Origin of the sequence: Pseudomonas sp. RIT-PI-o (assembly GCF_001297215.1) — a bacterium.
GTDB lineage: Bacteria > Pseudomonadota > Gammaproteobacteria > Pseudomonadales > Pseudomonadaceae > Aquipseudomonas > Aquipseudomonas moraviensis_A.
This window is the reverse complement of the sequence record NZ_LHPA01000027.1, coordinates 1-20850: the sequence shown is the minus strand read 5'-3', so window position 1 is coordinate 20850 and position 20850 is coordinate 1. Positions and strand designations below refer to the sequence as shown.

Sequence of the window (20850 nt, the reverse complement as noted above, 5' to 3'; positions counted from 1 at the left end):
CGTTTGCCGCTGCCGGAATTTCAGACCAGGCCGGCTGATATTACACAGCCGCGTCTTCTTTGTTTCAAGCAGGGAAAGAAAAAGGTGGAGAGTCGATCTGTAAGCCGGGTTCTGTCTTGAACAGTCATTCGTCTACGATGGCCATCACTGGACATCTTTAGCAACCTACCCGGTCCCAGCGCGGGCCACGCCTTGGGACCCTATTTGGTCTTGCTCCAAGTGGGGTTTACCTAGCCACGAACTGTTGCCAGACGTGCGGTGCGCTCTTACCGCACCTTTTCACCCTTACCGGCGCTTGCGCGCTTAGGCGGTTATTTTCTGTGGCACTTTCCGTAGGCTCACGCCTCCCAGGCATTACCTGGCACTTCGCCCTATGGAGCCCGGACTTTCCTCCCCCCCCTAATTTTCATAGAGGGCAGCGACTGTCCGATCGACTCTCCGCCGCGAAGGTTAACGGCAGAGCGCCGGAAGAACAAGCGCTAAAACCCTCAGGAACGCCATGGGCGACGGCTTACACGCCTTTCTGTTTATCCAGCGCCACCTGATAAAGCACGTTTTTGCGCTCGCCGGTGATTTGCGCTGCCAGTGCGGCGGCGCGCTTGAGCGGCATTTCTTCGAGCAGCAGATCGAGGACGCGCATCGCTTCACTGCTGACCGCGTCCTCCGACTCTGGCGCGGTCCAGCCGGCCACCAACACCACGCACTCGCCGCGCTGCTGATTGCTGTCGGACTCGACGAACGCACGCAGTTCGCTGAGCGGCAGGCCTTTGAGGGTTTCGAAGGTTTTGGTGATTTCCCGCGCCAGCAATGCCTGACGCTCGCCACCGAACACCGCTTCCATATCCTGCAAACATTCGAGAATGCGATGTGGCGCCTCATAGAAGATCAATGTGCGCGGTTCTTCTTTTACCGCTTCCAGACGCGCCTTGCGCCCGACCGATTTGGCCGGCAGGAAGCCTTCGAAGATGAAACGATCGGACGGCAATCCCGCCGCCGACAGCGCCGCAATCAACGCGCAGGCACCCGGCACCGGCACCACATTGATGCCGGCCGCACGGGCCTGACGCACCAGGTGATAACCCGGATCGGAGATCAATGGCGTGCCGGCATCGGAAATCAGCGCCACGTTGTCGCCCGCCAGCAACCGGGTAATAAAGCGGCTACCCTCATCCCGTTCGTTGTGCTCGTGGCACGCGGCCAATGGCGTGCCGATACCGAAGTGCTGCATCAGACGCGCCGAGTGCCGCGTGTCTTCCGCCGCAATCAGCGCCACTTCACGGAGGATCTTCAGGGCCCGGGCGCTGATGTCGTCCAGGTTGCCGATGGGCGTCGCCACCACATAAAGCGAGCCAGCAGCGGAATTCAAAGGACCTGGAGCAGTCAAAGCGCACACCTCGTGATCGGTAAAAGCGGCCATTGTAGCGCGTCACGAGGATTGCGATGCGCTTCAGCCAAACGCGGTTTTTCCCACCGTTGTGCGCTTGCGCAACATTTACGCCAGCTAAATTGACCGATTCACACCAGTAACATCGCGCCCCGGCCAGTGCTTGGGTACAATTCCACGCTAATTTGATCGAGTATCAGGAACACTTACATGATCGCTTGCCTGCGGCTGTTCACTGCCCTCTGCCTCGCTGCCTTGTTGGCCGCGTGTGCCAGCTCCCCTTCCTCCAGCCTTGGCGAACTTCCACGGACTCCGGACGCCAGCATCGAGCAACTGCTCGAACAGGCGGCCCAGGCCAAGACCCCGGAACAAGCCGCCCTGCTGCGCCTCAGCGCGGCGGACCAGGCTTACCGCCAAGGCAATGCCGGCCAGTCCGCGCAAATCCTGCAACAAGTGCCGGTGGAGCAACTCAAGCCAGGCCAGCAGATTTTCGCCAACACGCTGTCCGCCGAACTGGCCATGACCCGCAATCAGCCGAAAGCCGCGCTGACTGCCCTGAGCCATCCAAGCTTCCAGAAGCTCGGTGAAATGCCGCAAGAGCAGCAAGTCCGCACCGGCACTGTTCACGCCCGCGCCCTTGAAGCTGATGGCCAGACACTCGCCGCTGCTCGCGAGCGTGTGTTCATCGCGCCGATGCTGGAAGGCGAAGCGGCGAGCAAGAACCACGAAGCGATCTGGACCCTGATCGCCTCGCTGCCAACCGATCAACTGCAACCCAACACCACCGATGATCTCGGCGGCTGGATGGCGCTGGCGCAAGCGGTGAAAACCGCCGGCACGCTGGAGCAGCAGCAAGCCGCGATCGACACCTGGCGCGCGCAGAATCCAAAGCACCCAGCCGCAATCAACCTGCCGCTGCCGCTGACCAAACTCAAGGAACTGGCCAGCCAGCCACTGAGCAAAATCGCCCTGCTGCTGCCACAGGACGGCCAGTTGGCGTCGGTCGGCAAAGCACTGCGTGAAGGCTTCATGGCCGCGCATTATCAGGCGCAGCAGGCCGGGCAGAACCCACCTGCCATCGAGTTCTACGACAGTTCGAAACTGACCTCGATGGACGAGTTCTATCGCAAGGCTCAGGCTGACGGCGTGCAACTGGTGGTTGGCCCGCTGGAAAAACCCCTGGTCAAACAGCTGAGCACTCGCCCGCAACTGCCGATCACCACCCTTGCGCTGAACTACAGCGAAGGCGAGCAGGGCCCGGCGCAATTGTTCCAGTTCGGCCTGGCGGCTGAAGACGAAGCTCGTGAAGTGTCCCGTCGCGCCCGCGCCGATGGTCTACATCGCGCTGCGATCATGGTGCCGAAGGGCGAATGGGGCGATCGCGTTCTGCGCGCCTTCAGCCAGGACTGGCAAGCCAACGGCGGCAGCATCGTTGCCACCGAGCGTGTTGATCAGCCGGTGCAACTGGCCCAGCAGATTGCCGACATGTTCCAGCTGCGTCAGAGCGAAGCTCGCGCCAAGAGCCTGCAGAACGTTGCCGGCACTAACGTTGCCGCCCAGCCATCGCGCCGCCAGGACATCGAATTCATCTTCCTCGCCGCGACGCCGCAGCAAGCCCAGCAGATCAAACCGACCCTGAATTTCCAGTACGCCGGTGACGTGCCGGTCTACGCGACTTCCCACGTCTACAGCGCCAGCGGCGACGTCAACCAGTACAACGACATGAACGGCATTCGCTTCTGCGAAACCCCATGGCTCCTGGAAACCAGCGATCCGCTGCGCCAGCAAGTCACTGCACAATGGCCGCAAGCCAACGGCAGCCTTGGTCGCCTGTACGCCATGGGCGCCGATGCCTACCGTCTCGCTCCACGCCTGGGCCAGCTCAAAGCCTTGCCGGACAGCCGCATCGAAGGTCAGTCGGGCAGCCTCGGCATGACCCAGACCCAGCGCGTTGTGCGTCAGTTGCCTTGGGCGCAGTTCGTCAGCGGTCAGGTACAGCGTCTGCCGGACACGCCGCGCTGATGCCCGACAGGTCACGCTCGCAAAGCGGTAAGGATGCCGAGCGCCAGGCGCTCGAACATCTGCAACAACACGGGCTGCGCCTGCTGGCGCAGAACTGGTTATGCAAACGCGGCGAGCTTGATCTGGTCATGCTTGATGGCGATACAGTAGTATTCGTTGAAGTTCGCTACAGAAAAAACACTCAATGGGGTGGCGCGCTCGCCAGTATCGACGAGCGCAAGCAGCAGAAACTGATCTTTGCAGCACAGTATTTTCTTCAGCGCGAGTCGCGTTGGGCCAATTCCCCCTGCCGCTTCGATGTGGTGGCGATCGAAAGCCACTCCGATCAGCTGAACTGGTTGCAGAATGCTTTCGACAGTTGACCGCCTGCACGCTGCCCCGTTTTCGTCCGACACATTTTGCTCTTTGCTTTGCGGGTTGCACATTCACGTGCCGAACAGCCGCGCCACTTAAGGTCACACAGATGGACATGCAATCCCGAATTCGCCAGCTTTTCAAGGCCAGTATCGACACCAAAGAACAGGCGATGAACGTAGTTGCACCGCACATCGAGCAAGCCAGCCAGATCATGGTCAACGCCCTGCTCAACGAAGGCAAAATGCTCTCGTGCGGCAACGGCGGCTCGGCCGGCGACGCTCAGCATTTCTCGTCGGAACTGCTCAACCGCTTCGAGCGCGAGCGTCCAAGCCTGCCAGCGATTGCGCTGACCACCGACACCTCGACGATCACCTCGATCTCCAACGACTACAGCTACAACGAAGTGTTCTCCAAGCAGATCCGCGCCCTCGGCCAGCCAGGCGATGTGCTGCTGGCGATTTCGACCAGCGGTAATTCGGCGAACATTATTCAAGCGATCCAGGCCGCACATGATCGCGAAATGATTGTCGTAGCTTTGACCGGACGCGATGGCGGCGGCATGGCGTCGCTGCTGCTGCCCGAGGACGTCGAAATCCGCGTCCCGGCCTACGTCACTGCACGTATTCAGGAAGTCCACTTGCTGGCGATCCATTGCCTTTGCGATCTGATCGACAGCCAACTGTTCGGGAGTGAAGAATGACCCCTAATCGCCTTGGCCTTCTGGCCTTGACCCTGTGCCTCGGCATCAGCGGCTGCACTTCGGTGGTGAATGCCAGCCGTGAAGCGCCGATCGAAGACGACCGTGGCACGCGCACCTTCGGCAGCAAGATCGACGACTCGTTGATCGAAACCAAGGCGGGCGTGAACATCGCCAAGGCCGACCCGGCCCTGGACAACGATTCACACATCGTCATCACCAGCTTCAACGGTGTCGTTCTGCTCGCCGGCCAGACGCCACGCGAGGACCTTAAGGCCAAGGCTGAACAAGCCGCCGCCAACGTGCAGCGCGTGAAGAAAGTCCACAACGAGCTGCAAGTGCTGCAACCGTCCTCCCTGCTCGCCCGTCAGAACGATGCGTGGCTGACCACCAAGATCAAGACGCAGATGCTCACCGATGCCAGCATTCCTGGCTCGCGCATCAAGGTCGTGACCGAAAACGGCATCGTCTACCTGCTGGGCCTGCTGACCAAACAGGAAGCCACTCAGGCGACCAATCTCGTTCAGGGTGTATCCGGTGTGCAGAAGATCGTGAAGCTGTTCGAATACATCGACTGACCGCAAACGTCAGGCACAAAAAAGGCGATCCATACGGATCGCCTTTTTTTATTTCACAACCTTCAAGCTCGGCCGGCCACTTGGGCGCGGCGGCTCGCTGCCCGGTGGCGGCGAGTCGTCATCCGGATCGATGTCTTCCTCGTCGTCCATCGGCAACTCGAGGTCAAACACCATGCCCTGGCCGTTCTCCCGGGCGTAGATGCCCAGAATCGCGCTGATCGGCACGTAGAGACTGTGTGGAACACCGCCGAAGCGGCCTTCGAACGTCACCACGTCGTTGTCCATGTGCAGATGACGCACGGCACTCGGCGAGATGTTCAGGACGATCTGGCCGTCACTGGCAAAGCCTTGTGGCACCTGCACCGCCGGGTACTCGGAGTTGACCAGCATGTGCGGGGTGCAATCGTTATCCACAATCCACTCGTAGAGCGCGCGGACCAGATAAGGTCGACTGGAGTTCATAGCGGCTCCTTAAGCCTTAGCGCATATCGCGTTCGACACCAGACAGACTCGCCTGGAAAGCCTCACGCGCAAACTGACGCTCCATATAATCAAGCAGCGGCTTGGCCGGCCGCGGCAGTTCAATACCCAGAATCGGCAAACGCCAGAGTATGGGTAATAGGCAGCAATCCACCAGACTTTGTTCCTCACTGAGGAAGAACGGTTTGTCGGCAAACAGCGGCGAAACGCCGGTCAGGCTTTCGCGCAGCTCCTTACGCGCCACGACTCGTGCGGCCTCTTTGCTCTTGGGATCCAGAATCAGATCCACCAGCCCGCACCAGTCACGCTGAATCCTGTGAATCAGCAGACGGCTGTTGGCCCGCGCCACCGGATAAACCGGCATAAGCGGCGGGTGCGGGTAACGCTCATCCAGATACTCCATCACCACGGTCGACTCCCACAACGCCAGGTCACGATCGACCAGCGTCGGCAGACTGCCGTAAGGGTTCACCTCAATCAGTTTAGGCGGCTGGCGGCCCGCTTCCACGTAAATGATTTCGGCGCTGACACCCTTCTCTGCAAGCACGATGCGCACTCGGTGGGAATAGTGGTCGGCGGGGTCGGAGTAACAGGCCAACCGATTGGTCACGCCCATGGCGATCCTCCTCGCTTGTTGAATTTGTCGGAACCGGAAAAACGCGCGCGCCCAGAGGGCACCTCCCGCAGGGTCTGACGGAGCAGACCCTGCTTTAGCGGAGGCGCCCTTGGGCGCGCGCGATTAACAGCAATGCTTGAAGCGTATCAGTGCACGTCTTTCCAGTATTCACGCTTGAGCAGATAGGCGAACACAAAGAAGAACGCCAGGTACAGCAAGACATAAGTACCGATGCGCTGATGTTGCAGCTTAACCGGGTTAGCCGAGTAAGCCAGGAAGGTTACCAGATTCTTGACCTTCTCATCGAACTGCTCTTCGTTCAGGGCACCTGACTTCGGCACGATGGTCAGTTGATCGCACGCTTCATGGGTCAGCGGCGTGCCGGTCAGCGGATCGTATTGTTTCTTGCCGTCCTCGACGATCTGCACCTGTTTGCAGCCGACTACCTGACGACCCTGCAGGCCAACCAGCACGTTAGGCATACCAACGTTCGGGAAGACCTTGTTGTTCACGCCCCATGGACGCGCCGGATCTTCATAGAACGACTTCAGGTAACCGTAGAGCCAGTCGGTACCGCGCACCCGCGCCACCAGCGTCAGGTCCGGCGGCGCTGCGCCGAACCAGGTTTTGGCGTCGGCCGGTTGCATACCGATGTTCATGTGGTCGCCGATCTTGGCGCCAGTGAACACCAGCTTCTCCAGCATCAATTCGTGCGGGATGCCGAGGTCATCGGCAACGCGCTCGTAACGCTGGAACTTGGCACTGTGACAACCCATGCAATAGTTGGCAAAAGTCCGCGCACCATCCTGCAGGGCGGCTTTGTCGGAGACGTCGATATCGACATGTTCCAGTTCCGGACCATGGCCCTCGGCAGCAAAAACCAGGGAAGGCAGCGCAGCAAAAATCAGAGCAAGAAATAACTTTTTCATCAGCCAGTCACCCTTTCCGGAACCGGTTTGGTCTTCTCGAGCCGGGTGTAGAACGGCATCAGAATGAAGTAGGCGAAATACAGGAAGGTGCAGACCTGCGACAGCAGCGTGCGCCCCGGTGTCGGCGCAAGAACGCCCAGAATGCCGAGAATCACAAAGGAAATGCAGAACACCACCAGCCAGATTTTGCTAAGCCAGCCTTTGTAGCGCATCGATTTCACCGGACTGCGATCCAGCCACGGCAGTACGAACAGCACCGCAATTGCAGCGCCCATGGCGATAACGCCCAAGAGCTTGTCCGGCACCGCACGCAGGATTGCGTAGAACGGCGTGAAGTACCAGACCGGAGCAATGTGCTCTGGAGTCTTGAACGGGTTGGCCGGCTCGAAGTTCGGCTTTTCGAGGAAGTAACCGCCCATTTCCGGGAAGAAGAACACAATGAAGCAGAAGATGAACAGGAACACCACGACGCCGACAATGTCCTTCACCGTGTAGTACGGGTGGAACGCAATGCCGTCCAGCGGGATGCCGTTCTCGTCCTTGTGCTTCTTGATATCGACGCCGTCAGGGTTGTTCGAACCCACTTCGTGCAGCGCCAGAATGTGCAGCACCACCAGACCGAGAATCACGATTGGCAATGCAACAACGTGCAAGGCGAAGAAGCGGTTCAGGGTGATTCCGGAGATCAGGTAGTCACCCCGAATCCACTGGGTCAGGTCATCGCCGATCAGCGGAATCGCACCGAACAGCGAGATGATCACCTGGGCGCCCCAATACGACATTTGGCCCCACGGCAGCAGGTAACCCATGAACGCTTCAGCCATCAGCGCCAGATAGATCAGCATGCCGAACACCCAGACCAGCTCGCGCGGTTTCTGGTACGAACCGTAGAGCAGGCCGCGGAACATGTGCAGATAGACGACGATGAAAAATGCCGAGGCGCCGGTCGAGTGCAGCAGACGCAGGATCGAGCCGTACTCGACGTCGCGCATGATGTATTCAACAGAAGCAAAGGCTTCTTCTGCCGACGGCGTGTAGCTCATCGTCAGCCAGACACCGGTGACGATCTGGTTGACCAGCACCAGCAGCGCCAGCGAGCCGAAGAAATAGAAGAAGTTGAAGTTTTTCGGTGCGTAATATTTGCTGAGATGGTCTTCCCACATTTTCGTCGCTGGAAAGCGCGCATCAACCCAATCCATGAACTTGCTCATCACGCTTTCTCCGTATCGACGCCAATGACAATCAGGTCATCGGTCTCATAGGAATGCGGGGGAACTGGCAGGTTCAAAGGCGCAGGTTGCGACTTGTAGACGCGGCCAGCCAGATCGTAATGGGAACCGTGGCACGGGCAGAAATAGCCGCCTACCCAGTCTTTGCCCAGATCCGCAGGTGCCACTTCGGGACGGAAGGTCGGTGAGCAACCCAGGTGCGTACAGATCCCGATCAGCAGCAGAATTTCCGGCTTGATCGAGCGTACTTCCGGGTCGACATAAGTGGGTTGCGTGGAGTTTTTGGAGGTCGGATCGGAGAGCTGACTCTCGATCTTTTTGAGATTCCCCAGGATTTCCTCCGTACGGCGGACAATGAACACCGGCTGGCCGCGCCATTCAGCAATCATCTGCTGGCCTGGCTCGATTTTGCTGACATTCACTTTCACCGGTGCACCGGCGGCTTTCGCCTTGGCACTGGGAAACCATGACCCCACGAACGGGACCGCAGCCCCCACCGCTCCTGCAGCACCCACCACGGATGTGGCTGCCACCAAGAAGCGACGCCGGCCTGCATTCACGCCGTCATTGCTCATTCAGTCCTCTCCCATCAGCTTTTTTGGCCTGTTAAATCAGGCGTCTACTAAATAAATCAAATGTTACTTATAAAAATTTTGCCCGAATGGTAATGAAAACCCCTAATTCTGACAAGGTTAATTCCCGGGAGCTCAGCCCCTCAAGCCTTGGAGTATAGGGGGTCTACGGATGTGGCAAGTTGTCACAACGCAATTCTTTGATAAATCGCAGGCATAAAAAAACGCCCGCTTCCGTGAGGAGGCGGGCGTTCTTTTTTGAACGTGGAAGCGGAATTAACGCTTCGAGTACTGCGGACGCTTACGCGCTTTACGCAGACCGACTTTCTTACGTTCAACTTCACGGGCGTCGCGGGTAACGAAGCCAGCTTTGCGCAGAGCGCTACGCAGGGTTTCGTCGTAGTCCATCAGAGCGCGAGTGATGCCGTGGCGGATTGCGCCAGCCTGACCACTTACACCACCGCCGATCACGGTGACGTAGATGTCGAACTTCTCGACAGTCTCGGTCAGCTCCAGCGGCTGACGAACTACCATGCGGGCAGTTTCGCGGCCGAAGAAGTTGTCCAGCGAACGGTTGTTGATGGAGATGTTACCAGTACCCGGACGCAGGAAAACGCGTGCGGTTGCGGTCTTGCGACGGCCAGTGCCGTAATTTTGAGTCGCCGACATAATGAACTATTCCGTTAAATCTTCAGTTCTTGGGGCTGCTGAGCAGTATGAGGGTGTGCAGCGCCCGCATAGACTTTCAGCTTACGGTACATGTCGCGACCCAGTGGGTTTTTAGGCAGCATGCCTTTAACCGCGGTCTCGATCACGCGCTCAGGGGCTTTGGCGATCAGCTTTTCAAAGTTGATCGACTTGATGCCGCCCGGGAAACCGGAGTGGGAGTAGTACATTTTGTCAGTGGTTTTAGCGCCGGTAACACGGATCTGCTCGGCGTTGATGACGACGATGTAGTCGCCGGTGTCAACGTGAGGAGTGTACTCAGGCTTGTGCTTGCCACGCAGACGGCTCGCGATTTCGGTGGCCAGACGACCCAGGGTCTGACCAGCAGCGTCGACGACAAACCAGTCGCGCTTTACTGTTTCCGGTTTAGCAGTAAAAGTTTTCATTCTTTATAGCCTCAGGGGCCGCCTGTAAATAAGACGGCGGATCTTACTGAATAGTGCGTACTTTGACAAGTCAAAGGCAGCCGGATACAGACGCTTTCGGGGGCTCGGGTCGGCGCGTCCGTTCAACGGCAAGATTCTTCGGCGGCGGCGCATCACTTCCACTGCAGAAAGAGGTCGGCAATTATGCAGATTGCGAAAAATTTTTCAACCTGCTTTTATGACTGTTTTGCCCAAGGAGCACCCGATGGACTATCGCCAGCTAGGCCGTACCGACCTGAACGTGAGTGCAATCTGCCTCGGCACCATGACCTGGGGCGAGCAAAACACTGAGGCTGAAGCCTTCGCCCAGATCGAAAGGGCCAAGGAAGCCGGGATCAATTTCCTCGACACCGCCGAAATGTATCCGGTGCCGCCAAAAGCCGAAACCTACGCCACCACCGAGCGCTACATCGGCAATTACTTCAAGAATCGCGGTGACCGTGCCGACTGGATCCTCGCCAGCAAGATCGCCGGCCCCGGCAACACCATCGACTACATCCGCGACAAGAACCTGCGGCACAACCGTCAACACATCACCGAAGCACTGGACGGCAGCCTCAAGCGCATGCAGACCGATTACATCGACCTGTACCAACTGCACTGGCCGGAACGCAGCACCAACTTTTTCGGACAGCTGGGCTACAAGCACAAGATCGAAGCCAACCTGACCCCGCTCGAAGACACCCTCGAGGCTCTCGACGAGCAGGTCAAGGCCGGCAAGATCCGCCACATCGGTCTGTCCAACGAAACGCCGTGGGGCACCATGCGTTTTCTCGCGTTGGCCGAAGCCCGTGGCTGGCCGCGAGCGGTGTCGATCCAGAACCCCTACAACCTGCTCAACCGCAGCTTCGAAGTGGGCCTGGCGGAGATCGCCATCCGCGAACAGTGCGGCCTGCTCGCCTATTCGCCATTGGCGTTCGGCTTCCTCTCCGGCAAGTACGAAGGCGGCGCCCGCCCACCGAGAGGCCGCCTGAGCCTGTACAGCCGCTTCAGCCGCTATTTCAACCCGCAATCGGAAGCGGCGTGCAGCCGTTACGTGGCACTGGCCCGTGAGCACGGTCTGGATCCGGCGCAAATGGCCCTGGCGTTCGTGACCCAGCAACCGTTCGTGACCAGCAACATCATTGGCGCGACGACGCTGGAACAGCTGGACAGCAACATTGCCAGTTTTGATCTGAAACTGTCTGATGAGGTGTTGGCCGGGATCGAAGCGATTCACAAGGATCATCCGAACCCTGCACCTTGAATGACCGCTAGAAGCTTCGCGAGCAGGCTCGCTCTCACAGGTACGGTGATCCCCTGTGGGAGCGAGCCTGCTCGCCAACAGGCCCGCCAATACAGCGAAGATCAGAGCGACCGCGCAATGATCTCCTTCATGATTTCATTGGTGCCGGCATAGATCCGTTGCACCCGCGCATCCGCCCACGCCCGGGCTACCGGGTATTCCCACATGAAGCCGTAGCCGCCATGCAGTTGCACGCATTCGTCGAGCACTTTGCACTGCAGGTCGGTGCCCCAATATTTAGCCATCGCCGCCGTCGGCACGTCGAGTTTGCCTTGCAGGTGCAGTTCCAGGCAGCGGTCAACGAAGACTCGGCCAATCTGAATCTCGGTAGCCATCTCGGCCAGTTTGAAGCGGGTGTTCTGGAAGTCGGCAATCGCCTTGCCGAACGCCTTGCGATCGCGGGTGTAATCCAGCGTCCATTGCAGCGCTGCCTCGGCCGAGGCCAGCCCGCCGATGGCCACCGTCAGGCGCTCCTGCGGTAATTCCTGCATCAGATAGGCAAACCCGGCACCCGCCTGCCCGAGAAGGTTTTCCTTCGGCACACGAACGTCCTGGAAGAACAATTCCGAAGTGTCCTGCGCTTTCATGCCGACCTTCTCCAGGCGCTTGCCCTTCTCGAAGCCCGGCGTATTTGCCTCCACCAGAAACAGGCTGGTGCCCTTGGCGCCGGCCTTCGGATCGGTCTTGGCCACCACAATCACCAGGTCAGCCAGAAAGCCATTGGTGATGAAGGTTTTCGAGCCGTTGATCACATATTCGTCACCTTCCAGTACCGCTGTGGTCTTGACCCCTTGCAGGTCGGAACCGGCGCCAGGCTCGGTCATGGCAATCGCCGTGACCATTTCGCCCGAGACCAGCTTCGGCAGGTACTTGTGCTTCAGTGCTTCGCTGCCGTAATGCAGGATGTACGGCGCGACGATGTCCGAGTGCAGGGAAAAGCCGATGCCGGTCAGGCCCAGGCGACCGACCTCTTCAATCACCACGGTGCTGTACAAAAAATCCGCGCCCAATCCGCCATATTCCTCTGGCAGATGCGAACAGAGCATCCCCGCCTCCCCCGCCTTGTTCCAGAGTGCGCGATCGATGTGCCCCTGCTTCTCCCACTGAGCGTGATACGGCACGGCCTCTTTTTCGAGGAAAGTTCGTACGCTGTCGCGGAACAATTCATGCTCGGAGCTGAACAGGGTTCTGGGGATCATGCGGCACCTTTGTTTTTGTTGGAGGGATACGGCATTCAGAGACTAAGCCCGAGTCCCGCTACGCGACACTGGACACATCCGACAAAAAATAAGACGATCCAGCCGTCTGGTGACCACTTTCCCTTATAAAAACAAAACAAAAGTTGAATTATGTCCAAGCACGTCTCCCCGCCCTTGCGGCGCGTCAGCATCCTGGCCGTCGACCGGGTTTTCGCTTACACCCTCATGCAGGCCAAGGATTTTTTCCATGTGGCCAGCCTGCGTTATGGCAAACAACTGGGCCATGGCCTGACGCCGGCGTTCGAAACGCGCCTGGTCAGCCCTGATGGCAAACCGGTAAAAAGCTTCAGCGATGTAGTCATGCCGGTCGACGGCGGCCTGGAAAACGCCGATGTGATCATCCTCCCGGCGTTCTGGGACGATTTCGACACGCTGTGCAGCCGTTATCCGCAGATCCTCCCTTGGCTGCGTGAACAGCATGCGCGCGGCGCGGTGTTATGCGGTGAAGCCACGGGAGTGTTCTGGCTGGCCGAAGCCGGCCTGCTCAACGGCAAGGAAGCGACCACCTACTGGCGCTTCTTCAATGCATTCGCCGAGCGCTTCCCCAAGGTCTATCTGAATCAGGACAAGCACCTGACCGATGCCGACAATCTCTACTGCGCCGGCGGCACCACCTCGGCCTGCGACTTGTATATCTACCTGATCGAACGCTTCTGCGGCTCGAACGTGGCGCAGGCCGTGGCTCGCGACATTCTTTACGAAGTGCAGCGCAGCTATTCGCCGGGACGCATCGGTTTCGGCGGGCAGAAACTGCACCAGGACGTGATCATTCTGCAGATCCAGCATTGGCTCGAAGAACATTTCGCCGACAAGTTCCGCTTCGAAGACGTCGCCCGCGAGCACGGTATGAGCATCCGCAATTTCATGCGCCGCTTCCAGACCGCCACCGGCGACAAGCCGCTGCACTACTTGCAGCGCCTGCGCATCGAGACCGCCAAGGGCTTGCTTTCGGGCACACGCAAAAGCATCAAGACCATCAGTTATGAGGTCGGTTACGACGATGCGAGCTTCTTTGCGCGACTGTTCCGCCAGCACACAGAACTGTCGCCTAACCAGTATCGGCAGCAGTTTCAGCAGGCTGCCTAACCCTCTGCCCACGCACAACCCCATGTAGGAGTGAGCCTGCTCGCGATTGCGTCCGTCCGTGCAGCATTGATGTTACTGACCCAACGCTATCGCGAGCAGGCTCACTCCTACAGGGTGTTGCGGTGAATTCTGGATATAAAAAAAGGGCCTGCAATCGCAGGCCCTTTTTCTTTGCCGAAACTCCGCTTAAGGCTTGTGCGCCCGCGACAGAAACTCGTGGGATTGCATCTCCAGCAAGCGGCTCAGCGTGCGCTGGAACTCGAAGGTCAGGCGTCCGCCGGTGTACAGATCCTTCAGCTCGACTTCGGCAGAAATGATCAGTTTGACGTTGCGATCGTAGAACTCGTCGACCATGTTGATGAAGCGCCGCGCGATGTCGTCGGTGGTGACGCTCATCTGCTCGACGCCGCTGAGCAGCACCGCGTGGAAGATCTTGCCCAGTTCGATGTAGTCGTTCTGGCTGCGCGGGCCGTCGCACAGTTCGCGGAAGTCGAACCAGGCCACGTCATCACAGGTACGCAGGGCGCGGATTTCGCGGTTCTCGATGATCAGTACATCGTTCTCCACCGCCGCCGTGCACTCCGGCGTCAGTGCCTTGAAGCTCTTGCGCAGGCTTTCGTGCGCCGCTTCGTCGAGCGGATAGTGGAACAGCTCGGCTTGCTCGAGGTGACGCAAACGGTAGTCGACGCCGCTGTCGACGTTGACGATCTCGGTGTTCTGCTTGATCAGCGCGATGGCCGGGAGGAAGCGCGCGCGTTGCAGGCCGTCCTTGTACAGACCGTCAGGCACGATGTTCGAGGTCGCAACCAGGGTCACGCCGTTCTTGAACAGCTCTTCCATCAGCGTGCCGAGGATCATCGCGTCAGTGATGTCGGAGACGAAGAATTCATCGAAGCAGATCACCCGCGACTCGGCCGCGAAGCGCTTGGCAATGATGGTCAGCGGGTTTTTCTCGCCGCCGAGGGTTTTCATTTCTTCGTGTACACGCTTCATGAAGCGGTGGAAGTGGGTGCGGGTCTTTTCCTTGAACGGCAGCGCTTCGAAGAAGGTGTCGACCAGGTAAGTCTTGCCGCGACCGACGCCGCCCCAGAAATACAGGCCCTTGACCGGTGCCTGATCCTTTTTGCCAAACAGCTTGCCGAGAAATCCCGGCTTGTTCTGGTCGGCGGCGATCAAGTCGTCGTACAGACGCTGCAAGTGACGCACAGCAGTTTCCTGCGCGGCGTCATGGAAGAAGTCCGGGCGTTTCAGATCAGCTTGATATCGTTCTAGGGGCGTCATAATTCGTTAGCAAGGCAACAAAAACGGGCCGTCACTGTAGCGACGGCCTGTGGGAATGGCAATCGGCCCTTGGTCGGGTCGTGCCGCCGATCAGTCCTGCGCTGGGGTCAGCGCTACGCGCAACGCCTCGATGGCGGCATCTCGCGCTGCAGCATCGGCGAAGGCTGGGCTGTCACCCACGCGCTCACCGGCCAGCCAGACGCTGAAGCTCAGGTTTTCAGTGCGTACGTCCAGCGGTTCGCCGGACTGCAACTGTTTGGTCGCCTGTCCGGCGGTTTTGCCATCGGCGAAGTTGCGCGACAGCAGCAGTTGCTCGCCATCAGCCGCCAGCAGACGGAAACGGAAGCTGCCATCCTCTTCGCGGAAGCTGACGAAACGCGCAGCCTTCGCGGCTTTCTTCTTGGTGGTCGCGGCGACCTGAACCTGATTGACGAAAGAACGCAGGCCAACGGCTTCGCGCAACTCATTGAGGAACGGCGTGGCAACAGCGCGGGCCTTCTTCGCACCGATCTGCAGAATGTCTTCCAGGTCCGCCGGACGCTCGATCAACTGGTGATACTTCTCGCGCGCCTCGCCCAGCTCATTGTCGAGCAACTGGAACAGACGATTCTTCGCCTCGCCCCAGCCCAGACCACCGAGCAGTTCGCGACGGAATTCGTCAGCCTGCGCCGGTGTGGCGAAGGCCTGGAACAGGGTGAACAAGTGCGAGTTGTCGGGATCTTTCGCTTCGCCCGGGGCCTTGGAGTCGGTGACGATCCGCGAGATCGCGTCCTTCATCTCTTTGGCGCTGGAGAACAACGGGATGGTGTTGTCGTAGCTCTTCGACATCTTGCGACCGTCGAGGCCCGGCAAGGTCGCCACGCTTTCTTCGATCAGCGCTTCGGGCATGGTGAAGAATTCTCTGCCCTGACCGAACAGATGGTTGAAACGCTGGCCGATATCGCGCGCCATCTCGACGTGCTGAATCTGGTCACGACCTACCGGCACCTTGTGCGCGTTGAACATCAGAATGTCCGCGGCCATCAGTACCGGGTAGCTGTAGAGGCCCATGGTGATACCGGCATCCGGGTCTTCACCGGTCTCGACGTTCTTGTCCACCGACGCCTTGTAAGCGTGCGCGCGATTGAGCAGGCCCTTGGCGGCAACGCAGGTCAGCAGCCAGGTCAGCTCGGGGATTTCCGGGATGTCGGACTGGCGGTAGAAGGTCACGCGATCGACATCGAGGCCACCGGCCAGCCAGGTTGCAGCGATTTCCAGACGCGAGCGCTGGATGCGCAGCGGGTCATCGCATTTGATCAGGGCGTGGTAGTCGGCGAGGAAGTAGAACGAATCGGCCTGGCTGTCGCGGCTGGCAAGGATTGCCGGGCGGATGGCGCCGGCGTAGTTGCCCAGATGCGGCGTGCCGGTGGTGGTGATGCCGGTGAGAATGCGGGTACGGTTGGTCATGGGTAATCGCTTGTCAGACTGCAATCAATTCGAGAGACGCGGCAGCAGCAGATCCTTGAGATCGGTCAGCTTGCCGTGAAAAAAGTGTCCGCATTCTGCCACTTTCAGCAGCTCATGGGGGCGCTGGAGTTTGTCGGACCAGTCGTAGACCAGTTGCGGATCGATGACTTCATCGGTTTCCGGCTGGATCACGGTCAACGCGCCGTGCTGCGGCAGTTGATCCTGCTCGCCCAGGCGCATCACCGCCGGGGCGACCATGAACAGGTGTGCAAGCTGCACGCCTTGGGCTTCGAGACGGCCGCCGAGACTTGCTGCAACAAATCCGCCGAAGGAGAAACCGAACAGGGTCAGGGGCAAGTCCGGGTGTTTTTCGCGCAGCCATGCGGCGGCGGCCTGGGCGTCGTCGACTTCACCGGTGCCCATGTCGTGCGTGCCCTGGCTGGCGCCGACGCCGCGATAATTGAAACGCAAGGTGATCAGGCCTGCGTCGCGCGCGGTGCGCTGCAGGGTCGAGACGACCTTGTTGAGCATGGTGCCGCCCTGTACCGGGTTCGGATGGCAGATCAGCGCAATGCCGCGCGGCTGCTCGTTATCTAGGTACAGGGATTCCAGTTGACCCACCGGGCCGTCAATCACTACAGGGGTTTCACGCATCAGCAAGGGAGGAACTCCGTGACCTCGAATCGGGTCGACTCGTCTAGCAAATTGTCTGTGCCAATCTATTGCGAGTGAATCGCGGTATACAGCGCAGGTTCGAGCCGTTAACGTAAAGCAAAGCCGTTTATAGAGGAAGGACTCGTGGAACACTCGCTCTTAGTTTGGTTGTTACCGACTCTTGCCCTGGTTGTGGGTGTCGCCATTGGATTCCTGATCGCGCGCGTTGCGCCGAACGCCGCGCCGAGCCGCACGCAGCGTCAACTGGATGATATCCAGGAGCGTTTCGACAGTTATCAAAACGAGGTGGTCACCCACTTCAACAGCACCGCGATGCTGGTCAAGAAGCTGACCCAAAGTTATCAGGAAGTGCAGGATCATCTCGCCGAGGGCGCCAACCGTCTGGCCCTGGACGAGCAGACCCGCCAGCGCCTGATCGCTGCCCTGCACGCCGACGCAGCGCAGGCCCCCCGCGAACGCCTGACGCCACCGCGCGATCAGGAACCACCGCGTGACTATGCACCGAAGAATCCGAACTCGCCGGGCATGCTCGATGAGCACTATGGTTTGAAGAAGTAATCAGCCTTCGCGGGTAACAAAAAGCCCCCGGACATTGATGTGTCCGGGGGCTTTTTTGTGTCCGGCAGGTTTCTGGTGCCCATTTTATCGCCATCGCGAGCAGGCTCACTCCTACATTTTGGAATGCGTCCCACTGTAGGAGTGAGCCTGCTCGCGATGACGCCGGCGGCAATGACACAAAAAAAATGCCCGATCACAGGACCGGGCATTGGTTCTTTCAGGCAGTCGCTTACGGGTACTGCTGAACCGTACCCGGTTGCTGTTGCTGATCACCATACTGCTGGCCCGGAATCGCCTTCAGGTTGACTTCAACCCGGCGGTTCTGCGCACGGCCATTGACGTCACCGTTGCTGGCGATCGGATTATCCGGGCCGGCGCCACGGGCCGACAGGTTGGCACCGCTGACGCCTTGCGAGGTCAGGTAGGTCGCCACGCTCTGCGCACGACGCTGGGACAGGTCCATGTTGTGCTGGCGGCTGCCGGTGCTGTCGGTGTAGCCGACGATTTCGATCTGGTTCTGGTTGAACTCTTTCAGCGAGTTGGCCAGGTTGTTCAGCGGCTGATAGAAGGTTGGGGCGATGTTCGCCGAGTCGGTGGCGAAGGTGATATTGCCCGGCATGATCAGCTTGATCTGATCACCCTGACGCTGCACCTCAACACCAGTGTTGGCCATGCTCGCGCGCAGTTTCTTTTCCTGCTGGTCGGCGTAGTAACCGTAGCCGGCAGCGGATGCACCGACAACAGCGGCGCCGATCAAGGCGCCCTTGCCACGGTTGTCGTGGCCGATGGCAGCGCCGGCGAGTGCACCGGCCAGCGCACCGAGGCCACCGTATTTGGCGGTTTTGCTCATGCCCTGCGAGCCACCGTCGGCCTGACCCTGATTGTCATACGGATTGGGCGAGGCGCAGCCGGACAGCACGGCCACGGCAGTAGCGACAATAATCAAACGACGCGTGGTGAACATGGAGAGCTCCTGGTCTTTTTTGCATTCTTTGGTGCAGCGGCCACCGATCAACTAATGGACCTGCGCGGGCGTTGGATCACGACAATGCCTAAAAATTCCGCCCGCCGCCCGTGACAAAAAATTCAGGCACGCACAAACGGGTTCTCTCGCATCTCGTCACCCAGACGCGTGTCCGGACCGTGCCCGGTAACAACGGTTGCGTCCTCGTCCAGCGTATATAGCCGCTGCTTGATCGAACGCACGATGGTCGCCTGATCGCCGCCCCATAAGTCCGTGCGCCCTACTCCGCGACGAAACAGCGTGTCTCCGGCAATCAACAGCTTGGCCTCGGAAAACCAGAAGCTCATGGACCCGGGAGTATGACCCGGCGTGTGCAAAGCCACGCCGCAACCGCAGGCGAGTTCTTCGTCATCGTTCAACCAACGATCCGGCGACGGTACCGGAGCGTAAGGCACGCCGAACATCTGGCATTGCATTTCGAGGTTGTCCCAGAGGAATTGATCTTCCTTATGCAGATGCAGGGTCGCACCAGTCTTTTCCTTCATCTGCCCGGAAGCCAGGAAATGGTCAAGATGCGCGTGGGTGTGGATGATGCTGACGACCTTCAAGCCATGGACGTCGAGGCGGGCCATGATCAGGTCAGGGTTGCCGCCCGGGTCGACGACGATGGCTTTTTTCGTGATCGGGTCGCCGATGATGGTGCAGTTGCACTGAAGCGGTCCGACGGGGAAGGTTTCGCGGATGAGTGCTGGATTCGGAACGGTCATAGGGATCCTGAGTTGAAGGCATGAAGCTGACATCAAGATTCTACGTCACACGCCGATACATATCGTCCGAACAGTTTTTTGACGCCATCAATCGGAAAATAGTGGCCATATAATGTCAAAGCTGTTTTTTTTCGTGCAAAATCAAACCTTGTAGCGGCCACATTTCGGGAAGGGCCGCAGCCTACCTCAGGAATTCTTCATGCCACGCCCTACTGGTTACACCGACACCTGGTCCGCTTCATTGACAGGGGTAGCTCCTGTCGACAGCCTTATTTCCGGCTATAAATGGGAAAGCACCAAGTGGTACTCCCCTGCGGCAGTGACCAGTCTTACCTACAGTTTCATCGTCCCTGGTGTTTCAGTCTTCGCCCCGAACTACAGCGCCGACAATGAACCAAAGGCCGCCTACGCCCTGACAAACACACAGAAACTGGCGGTAATGGGCGCACTGGATAGTTGGGCCGCGGTGGCGAATATCACCTTTCAGTTGACCGGTGAATCCTCGACGAGCGTGGGCGACCTGCGCTTCGGCGGTTACTCGTTGCTGGACGACGACGCAGCAGCCTGGGCTTACACTCCTTCCGAAAAGCCTAATGGCGGTGATGTCTGGATCGGACCAAACACCAGTGAACTGTTTCCGGACAAGGGCACTTATGACTTCATGACATTCGTTCATGAAATCGGTCATGCCATTGGCCTGAAGCATTCGTTCGCACCATCAGCCAACAATGCCATCACGCTCGCTCCGGCGCTGGATGACGTCGCCTTCACCGTCATGAGCTATAACAACAATTACTCGTACCTGCCGACCACTCCGATGGTGCTCGACATCCTGGCGATCCAGAGCCTGTATGGCGCCAATACCCAGTGGATGACTGGCAACAACGTGTACTCCTGGGCACCGACACAATCTGTGTTTGAAACCATCTGGGATGCCGGCGGTGTCGATACGATCGATGCGAGCAACCAATTGGCAGCCGTCAGCCTTAACCTCAACGAAGGACAGTACAGCACGATCGGTCAGGCCTTTACTGACCAGGCCGGCAATGCCTTCAATCAAGGTCTGGCGATTGCATACGGCGCGAAGATAGAAAACGCTACCGGTTCGGTTTTCAATGACACGCTGATCGGCAACGCACTGGATAATCAACTCAATGGCATGGCGGGTGCCGACAGAATGGAGGGTGGTGCCGGCAACGATATTTATATCGTCGAGAACGTCGGCGACGTGGTCGTCGAAACCGGTACTTCGCTCTCGGAAATCGACATGGTCTACTCCTACGTCGACTACACCCTGGGCAATAACGTCGAGATATTGAATCTGGTTGGTAGCGCAAATCTCAGCGGTACCGGCAACGCGTTGAACAACACCCTGTCCGGCAACGATGGCAACAACGTACTGGACGGTGGCCTGGGCGCCGACTTCATGGCTGGCGGCGCTGGCAACGATACTTACATCCTCGACAACGTCGGTGACGTGATCAGCGAGACCAGCACCCTGGCCAGCGAGATCG

The 20850-nt window shown here is 58.9% G+C and carries 22 protein-coding genes and 1 other RNA gene; 8 read left to right on the top strand and 15 right to left on the bottom strand.

What is annotated here, in order from left to right:
- Positions 1 to 84 precede the first annotated feature (84 nt).
- Positions 85 to 438, bottom strand: an RNA gene (rnpB, locus tag AEQ63_RS18145) — RNase P RNA component class A.
- A 73-nt stretch (positions 439 to 511) separates the two neighbouring features.
- On the bottom strand, positions 512 to 1417 hold the full coding sequence (rsmI, locus tag AEQ63_RS18140) for a 16S rRNA (cytidine(1402)-2'-O)-methyltransferase (RefSeq protein ID WP_161806090.1): 906 nt from the start codon (positions 1415 to 1417) through the stop codon (positions 512 to 514).
- Between the two features lie 177 nt (positions 1418 to 1594).
- Between rsmI and AEQ63_RS18135 the strand changes: the two genes are divergently transcribed.
- The 4 genes from AEQ63_RS18135 (at position 1595) to AEQ63_RS18120 (ending at position 5038) form a co-directional block, all read left to right on the top strand.
- Positions 1595 to 3406 carry a penicillin-binding protein activator gene (locus AEQ63_RS18135; RefSeq protein WP_064364298.1) on the top strand — a complete coding sequence of 604 codons (1812 nt, stop codon included), beginning with the start codon at positions 1595 to 1597 and terminating at the stop codon, positions 3404 to 3406.
- Positions 3406 to 3768 carry a YraN family protein gene (locus tag AEQ63_RS18130; protein ID WP_064364297.1) on the top strand — a complete coding sequence of 121 codons (363 nt, stop codon included), beginning with the start codon at positions 3406 to 3408 and terminating at the stop codon, positions 3766 to 3768. The genes AEQ63_RS18135 and AEQ63_RS18130 overlap by 1 nt, the downstream gene beginning before the upstream one ends.
- 101 nt (positions 3769 to 3869) lie before the next feature.
- The gene (locus AEQ63_RS18125) at positions 3870 to 4463 is read left to right on the top strand and encodes a phosphoheptose isomerase (RefSeq protein ID WP_042608379.1); all 594 of its coding nucleotides are present in this window, start codon (positions 3870 to 3872) and stop codon (positions 4461 to 4463) included.
- On the top strand, positions 4460 to 5038 hold the full coding sequence (locus AEQ63_RS18120) for a BON domain-containing protein (protein ID WP_024014250.1): 579 nt from the start codon (positions 4460 to 4462) through the stop codon (positions 5036 to 5038). Before AEQ63_RS18125 ends, AEQ63_RS18120 begins: the two co-directional genes overlap by 4 nt.
- 48 nt (positions 5039 to 5086) lie before the next feature.
- On the opposite strand, the gene AEQ63_RS18115 is transcribed toward AEQ63_RS18120, so the two are convergent.
- The 7 genes from AEQ63_RS18115 to rplM form a co-directional block, all read right to left on the bottom strand.
- On the bottom strand, positions 5087 to 5500 hold the full coding sequence (locus tag AEQ63_RS18115; RefSeq protein WP_016773263.1) for a ClpXP protease specificity-enhancing factor: 414 nt from the start codon (positions 5498 to 5500) through the stop codon (positions 5087 to 5089).
- A gap of 16 nt (positions 5501 to 5516) precedes the next feature.
- On the bottom strand, positions 5517 to 6134 hold the full coding sequence (locus AEQ63_RS18110) for a glutathione S-transferase N-terminal domain-containing protein (RefSeq protein WP_007961620.1): 618 nt from the start codon (positions 6132 to 6134) through the stop codon (positions 5517 to 5519).
- 146 nt (positions 6135 to 6280) lie between these two features.
- Positions 6281 to 7063, bottom strand: a complete 783-nt coding sequence (locus AEQ63_RS18105) for a cytochrome c1 (RefSeq protein WP_042608380.1) — start codon at positions 7061 to 7063, stop codon at positions 6281 to 6283.
- Positions 7063 to 8274 (bottom strand): cytochrome b, encoded by a 1212-nt coding sequence (locus AEQ63_RS18100; protein ID WP_042608381.1) that lies wholly within the window; start codon positions 8272 to 8274, stop codon positions 7063 to 7065. The genes AEQ63_RS18105 and AEQ63_RS18100 overlap by 1 nt, the downstream gene beginning before the upstream one ends.
- Positions 8274 to 8867 carry a ubiquinol-cytochrome c reductase iron-sulfur subunit gene (gene petA / locus AEQ63_RS18095; RefSeq protein ID WP_064364296.1) on the bottom strand — a complete coding sequence of 198 codons (594 nt, stop codon included), beginning with the start codon at positions 8865 to 8867 and terminating at the stop codon, positions 8274 to 8276. The genes AEQ63_RS18100 and petA overlap by 1 nt, the downstream gene beginning before the upstream one ends.
- Before the next feature lie 273 nt (positions 8868 to 9140).
- The gene (rpsI, locus tag AEQ63_RS18090; protein ID WP_003228056.1) at positions 9141 to 9533 is read right to left on the bottom strand and encodes a 30S ribosomal protein S9; all 393 of its coding nucleotides are present in this window, start codon (positions 9531 to 9533) and stop codon (positions 9141 to 9143) included.
- 14 nt (positions 9534 to 9547) lie between these two features.
- Entirely contained in the window at positions 9548 to 9976 is a 429-nt protein-coding gene (gene rplM / locus AEQ63_RS18085; RefSeq protein WP_003228062.1) for a 50S ribosomal protein L13, read from the bottom strand.
- A 244-nt stretch (positions 9977 to 10220) separates the two neighbouring features.
- Here rplM and AEQ63_RS18080 point away from each other — a divergent pair, with 244 nt between their 5' ends.
- Positions 10221 to 11261: an NADP(H)-dependent aldo-keto reductase gene (locus AEQ63_RS18080; protein ID WP_064364295.1), complete on the top strand. Its 1041-nt coding sequence runs from the start codon at positions 10221 to 10223 to the stop codon at positions 11259 to 11261.
- Positions 11262 to 11362: 101 nt separating this feature from the next.
- Here AEQ63_RS18080 and AEQ63_RS18075 read toward each other — a convergent pair whose 3' ends face one another.
- Positions 11363 to 12499: an acyl-CoA dehydrogenase family protein gene (locus AEQ63_RS18075; RefSeq protein WP_064364294.1), complete on the bottom strand. Its 1137-nt coding sequence runs from the start codon at positions 12497 to 12499 to the stop codon at positions 11363 to 11365.
- Between the two features lie 249 nt (positions 12500 to 12748).
- Here AEQ63_RS18075 and AEQ63_RS18070 point away from each other — a divergent pair, with 249 nt between their 5' ends.
- Entirely contained in the window at positions 12749 to 13645 is an 897-nt protein-coding gene (locus tag AEQ63_RS18070) for a GlxA family transcriptional regulator (RefSeq protein WP_165839204.1), read from the top strand.
- A gap of 186 nt (positions 13646 to 13831) precedes the next feature.
- Here the strand turns inward: AEQ63_RS18070 and zapE are convergent, their stop codons facing one another.
- From zapE to AEQ63_RS18055, 3 genes are all read right to left on the bottom strand, one after another.
- Complete coding sequence (gene zapE, locus AEQ63_RS18065) at positions 13832 to 14926, bottom strand: cell division protein ZapE (RefSeq protein ID WP_039761353.1); 1095 nt, start codon at positions 14924 to 14926, stop codon at positions 13832 to 13834.
- Between the two features lie 90 nt (positions 14927 to 15016).
- The gene (locus AEQ63_RS18060; protein ID WP_064364293.1) at positions 15017 to 16372 is read right to left on the bottom strand and encodes a tryptophan--tRNA ligase; all 1356 of its coding nucleotides are present in this window, start codon (positions 16370 to 16372) and stop codon (positions 15017 to 15019) included.
- A 24-nt stretch (positions 16373 to 16396) separates the two neighbouring features.
- The gene (locus tag AEQ63_RS18055) at positions 16397 to 17026 is read right to left on the bottom strand and encodes an alpha/beta hydrolase (RefSeq protein ID WP_064364366.1); all 630 of its coding nucleotides are present in this window, start codon (positions 17024 to 17026) and stop codon (positions 16397 to 16399) included.
- 144 nt (positions 17027 to 17170) lie between these two features.
- Between AEQ63_RS18055 and AEQ63_RS18050 the strand changes: the two genes are divergently transcribed.
- Positions 17171 to 17605, top strand: a complete 435-nt coding sequence (locus tag AEQ63_RS18050) for a YhcB family protein (RefSeq protein WP_042609742.1) — start codon at positions 17171 to 17173, stop codon at positions 17603 to 17605.
- 229 nt (positions 17606 to 17834) lie between these two features.
- On the opposite strand, the gene AEQ63_RS18045 is transcribed toward AEQ63_RS18050, so the two are convergent.
- On the bottom strand, positions 17835 to 18569 hold the full coding sequence (locus AEQ63_RS18045) for an OmpA family protein (RefSeq protein ID WP_064364292.1): 735 nt from the start codon (positions 18567 to 18569) through the stop codon (positions 17835 to 17837).
- Between the two features lie 122 nt (positions 18570 to 18691).
- Positions 18692 to 19336, bottom strand: coding sequence for an MBL fold metallo-hydrolase (locus AEQ63_RS18040; RefSeq protein ID WP_064364291.1), 645 nt, complete (start codon positions 19334 to 19336; stop codon positions 18692 to 18694).
- Positions 19337 to 19535: 199 nt separating this feature from the next.
- On the opposite strand from AEQ63_RS18040, the gene AEQ63_RS18035 reads away from it, so the two are divergent.
- Positions 19536 to 20850: M10 family metallopeptidase C-terminal domain-containing protein (locus tag AEQ63_RS18035; protein WP_177330604.1), on the top strand; the 1315-nt coding region annotated here is incomplete at its 3' end.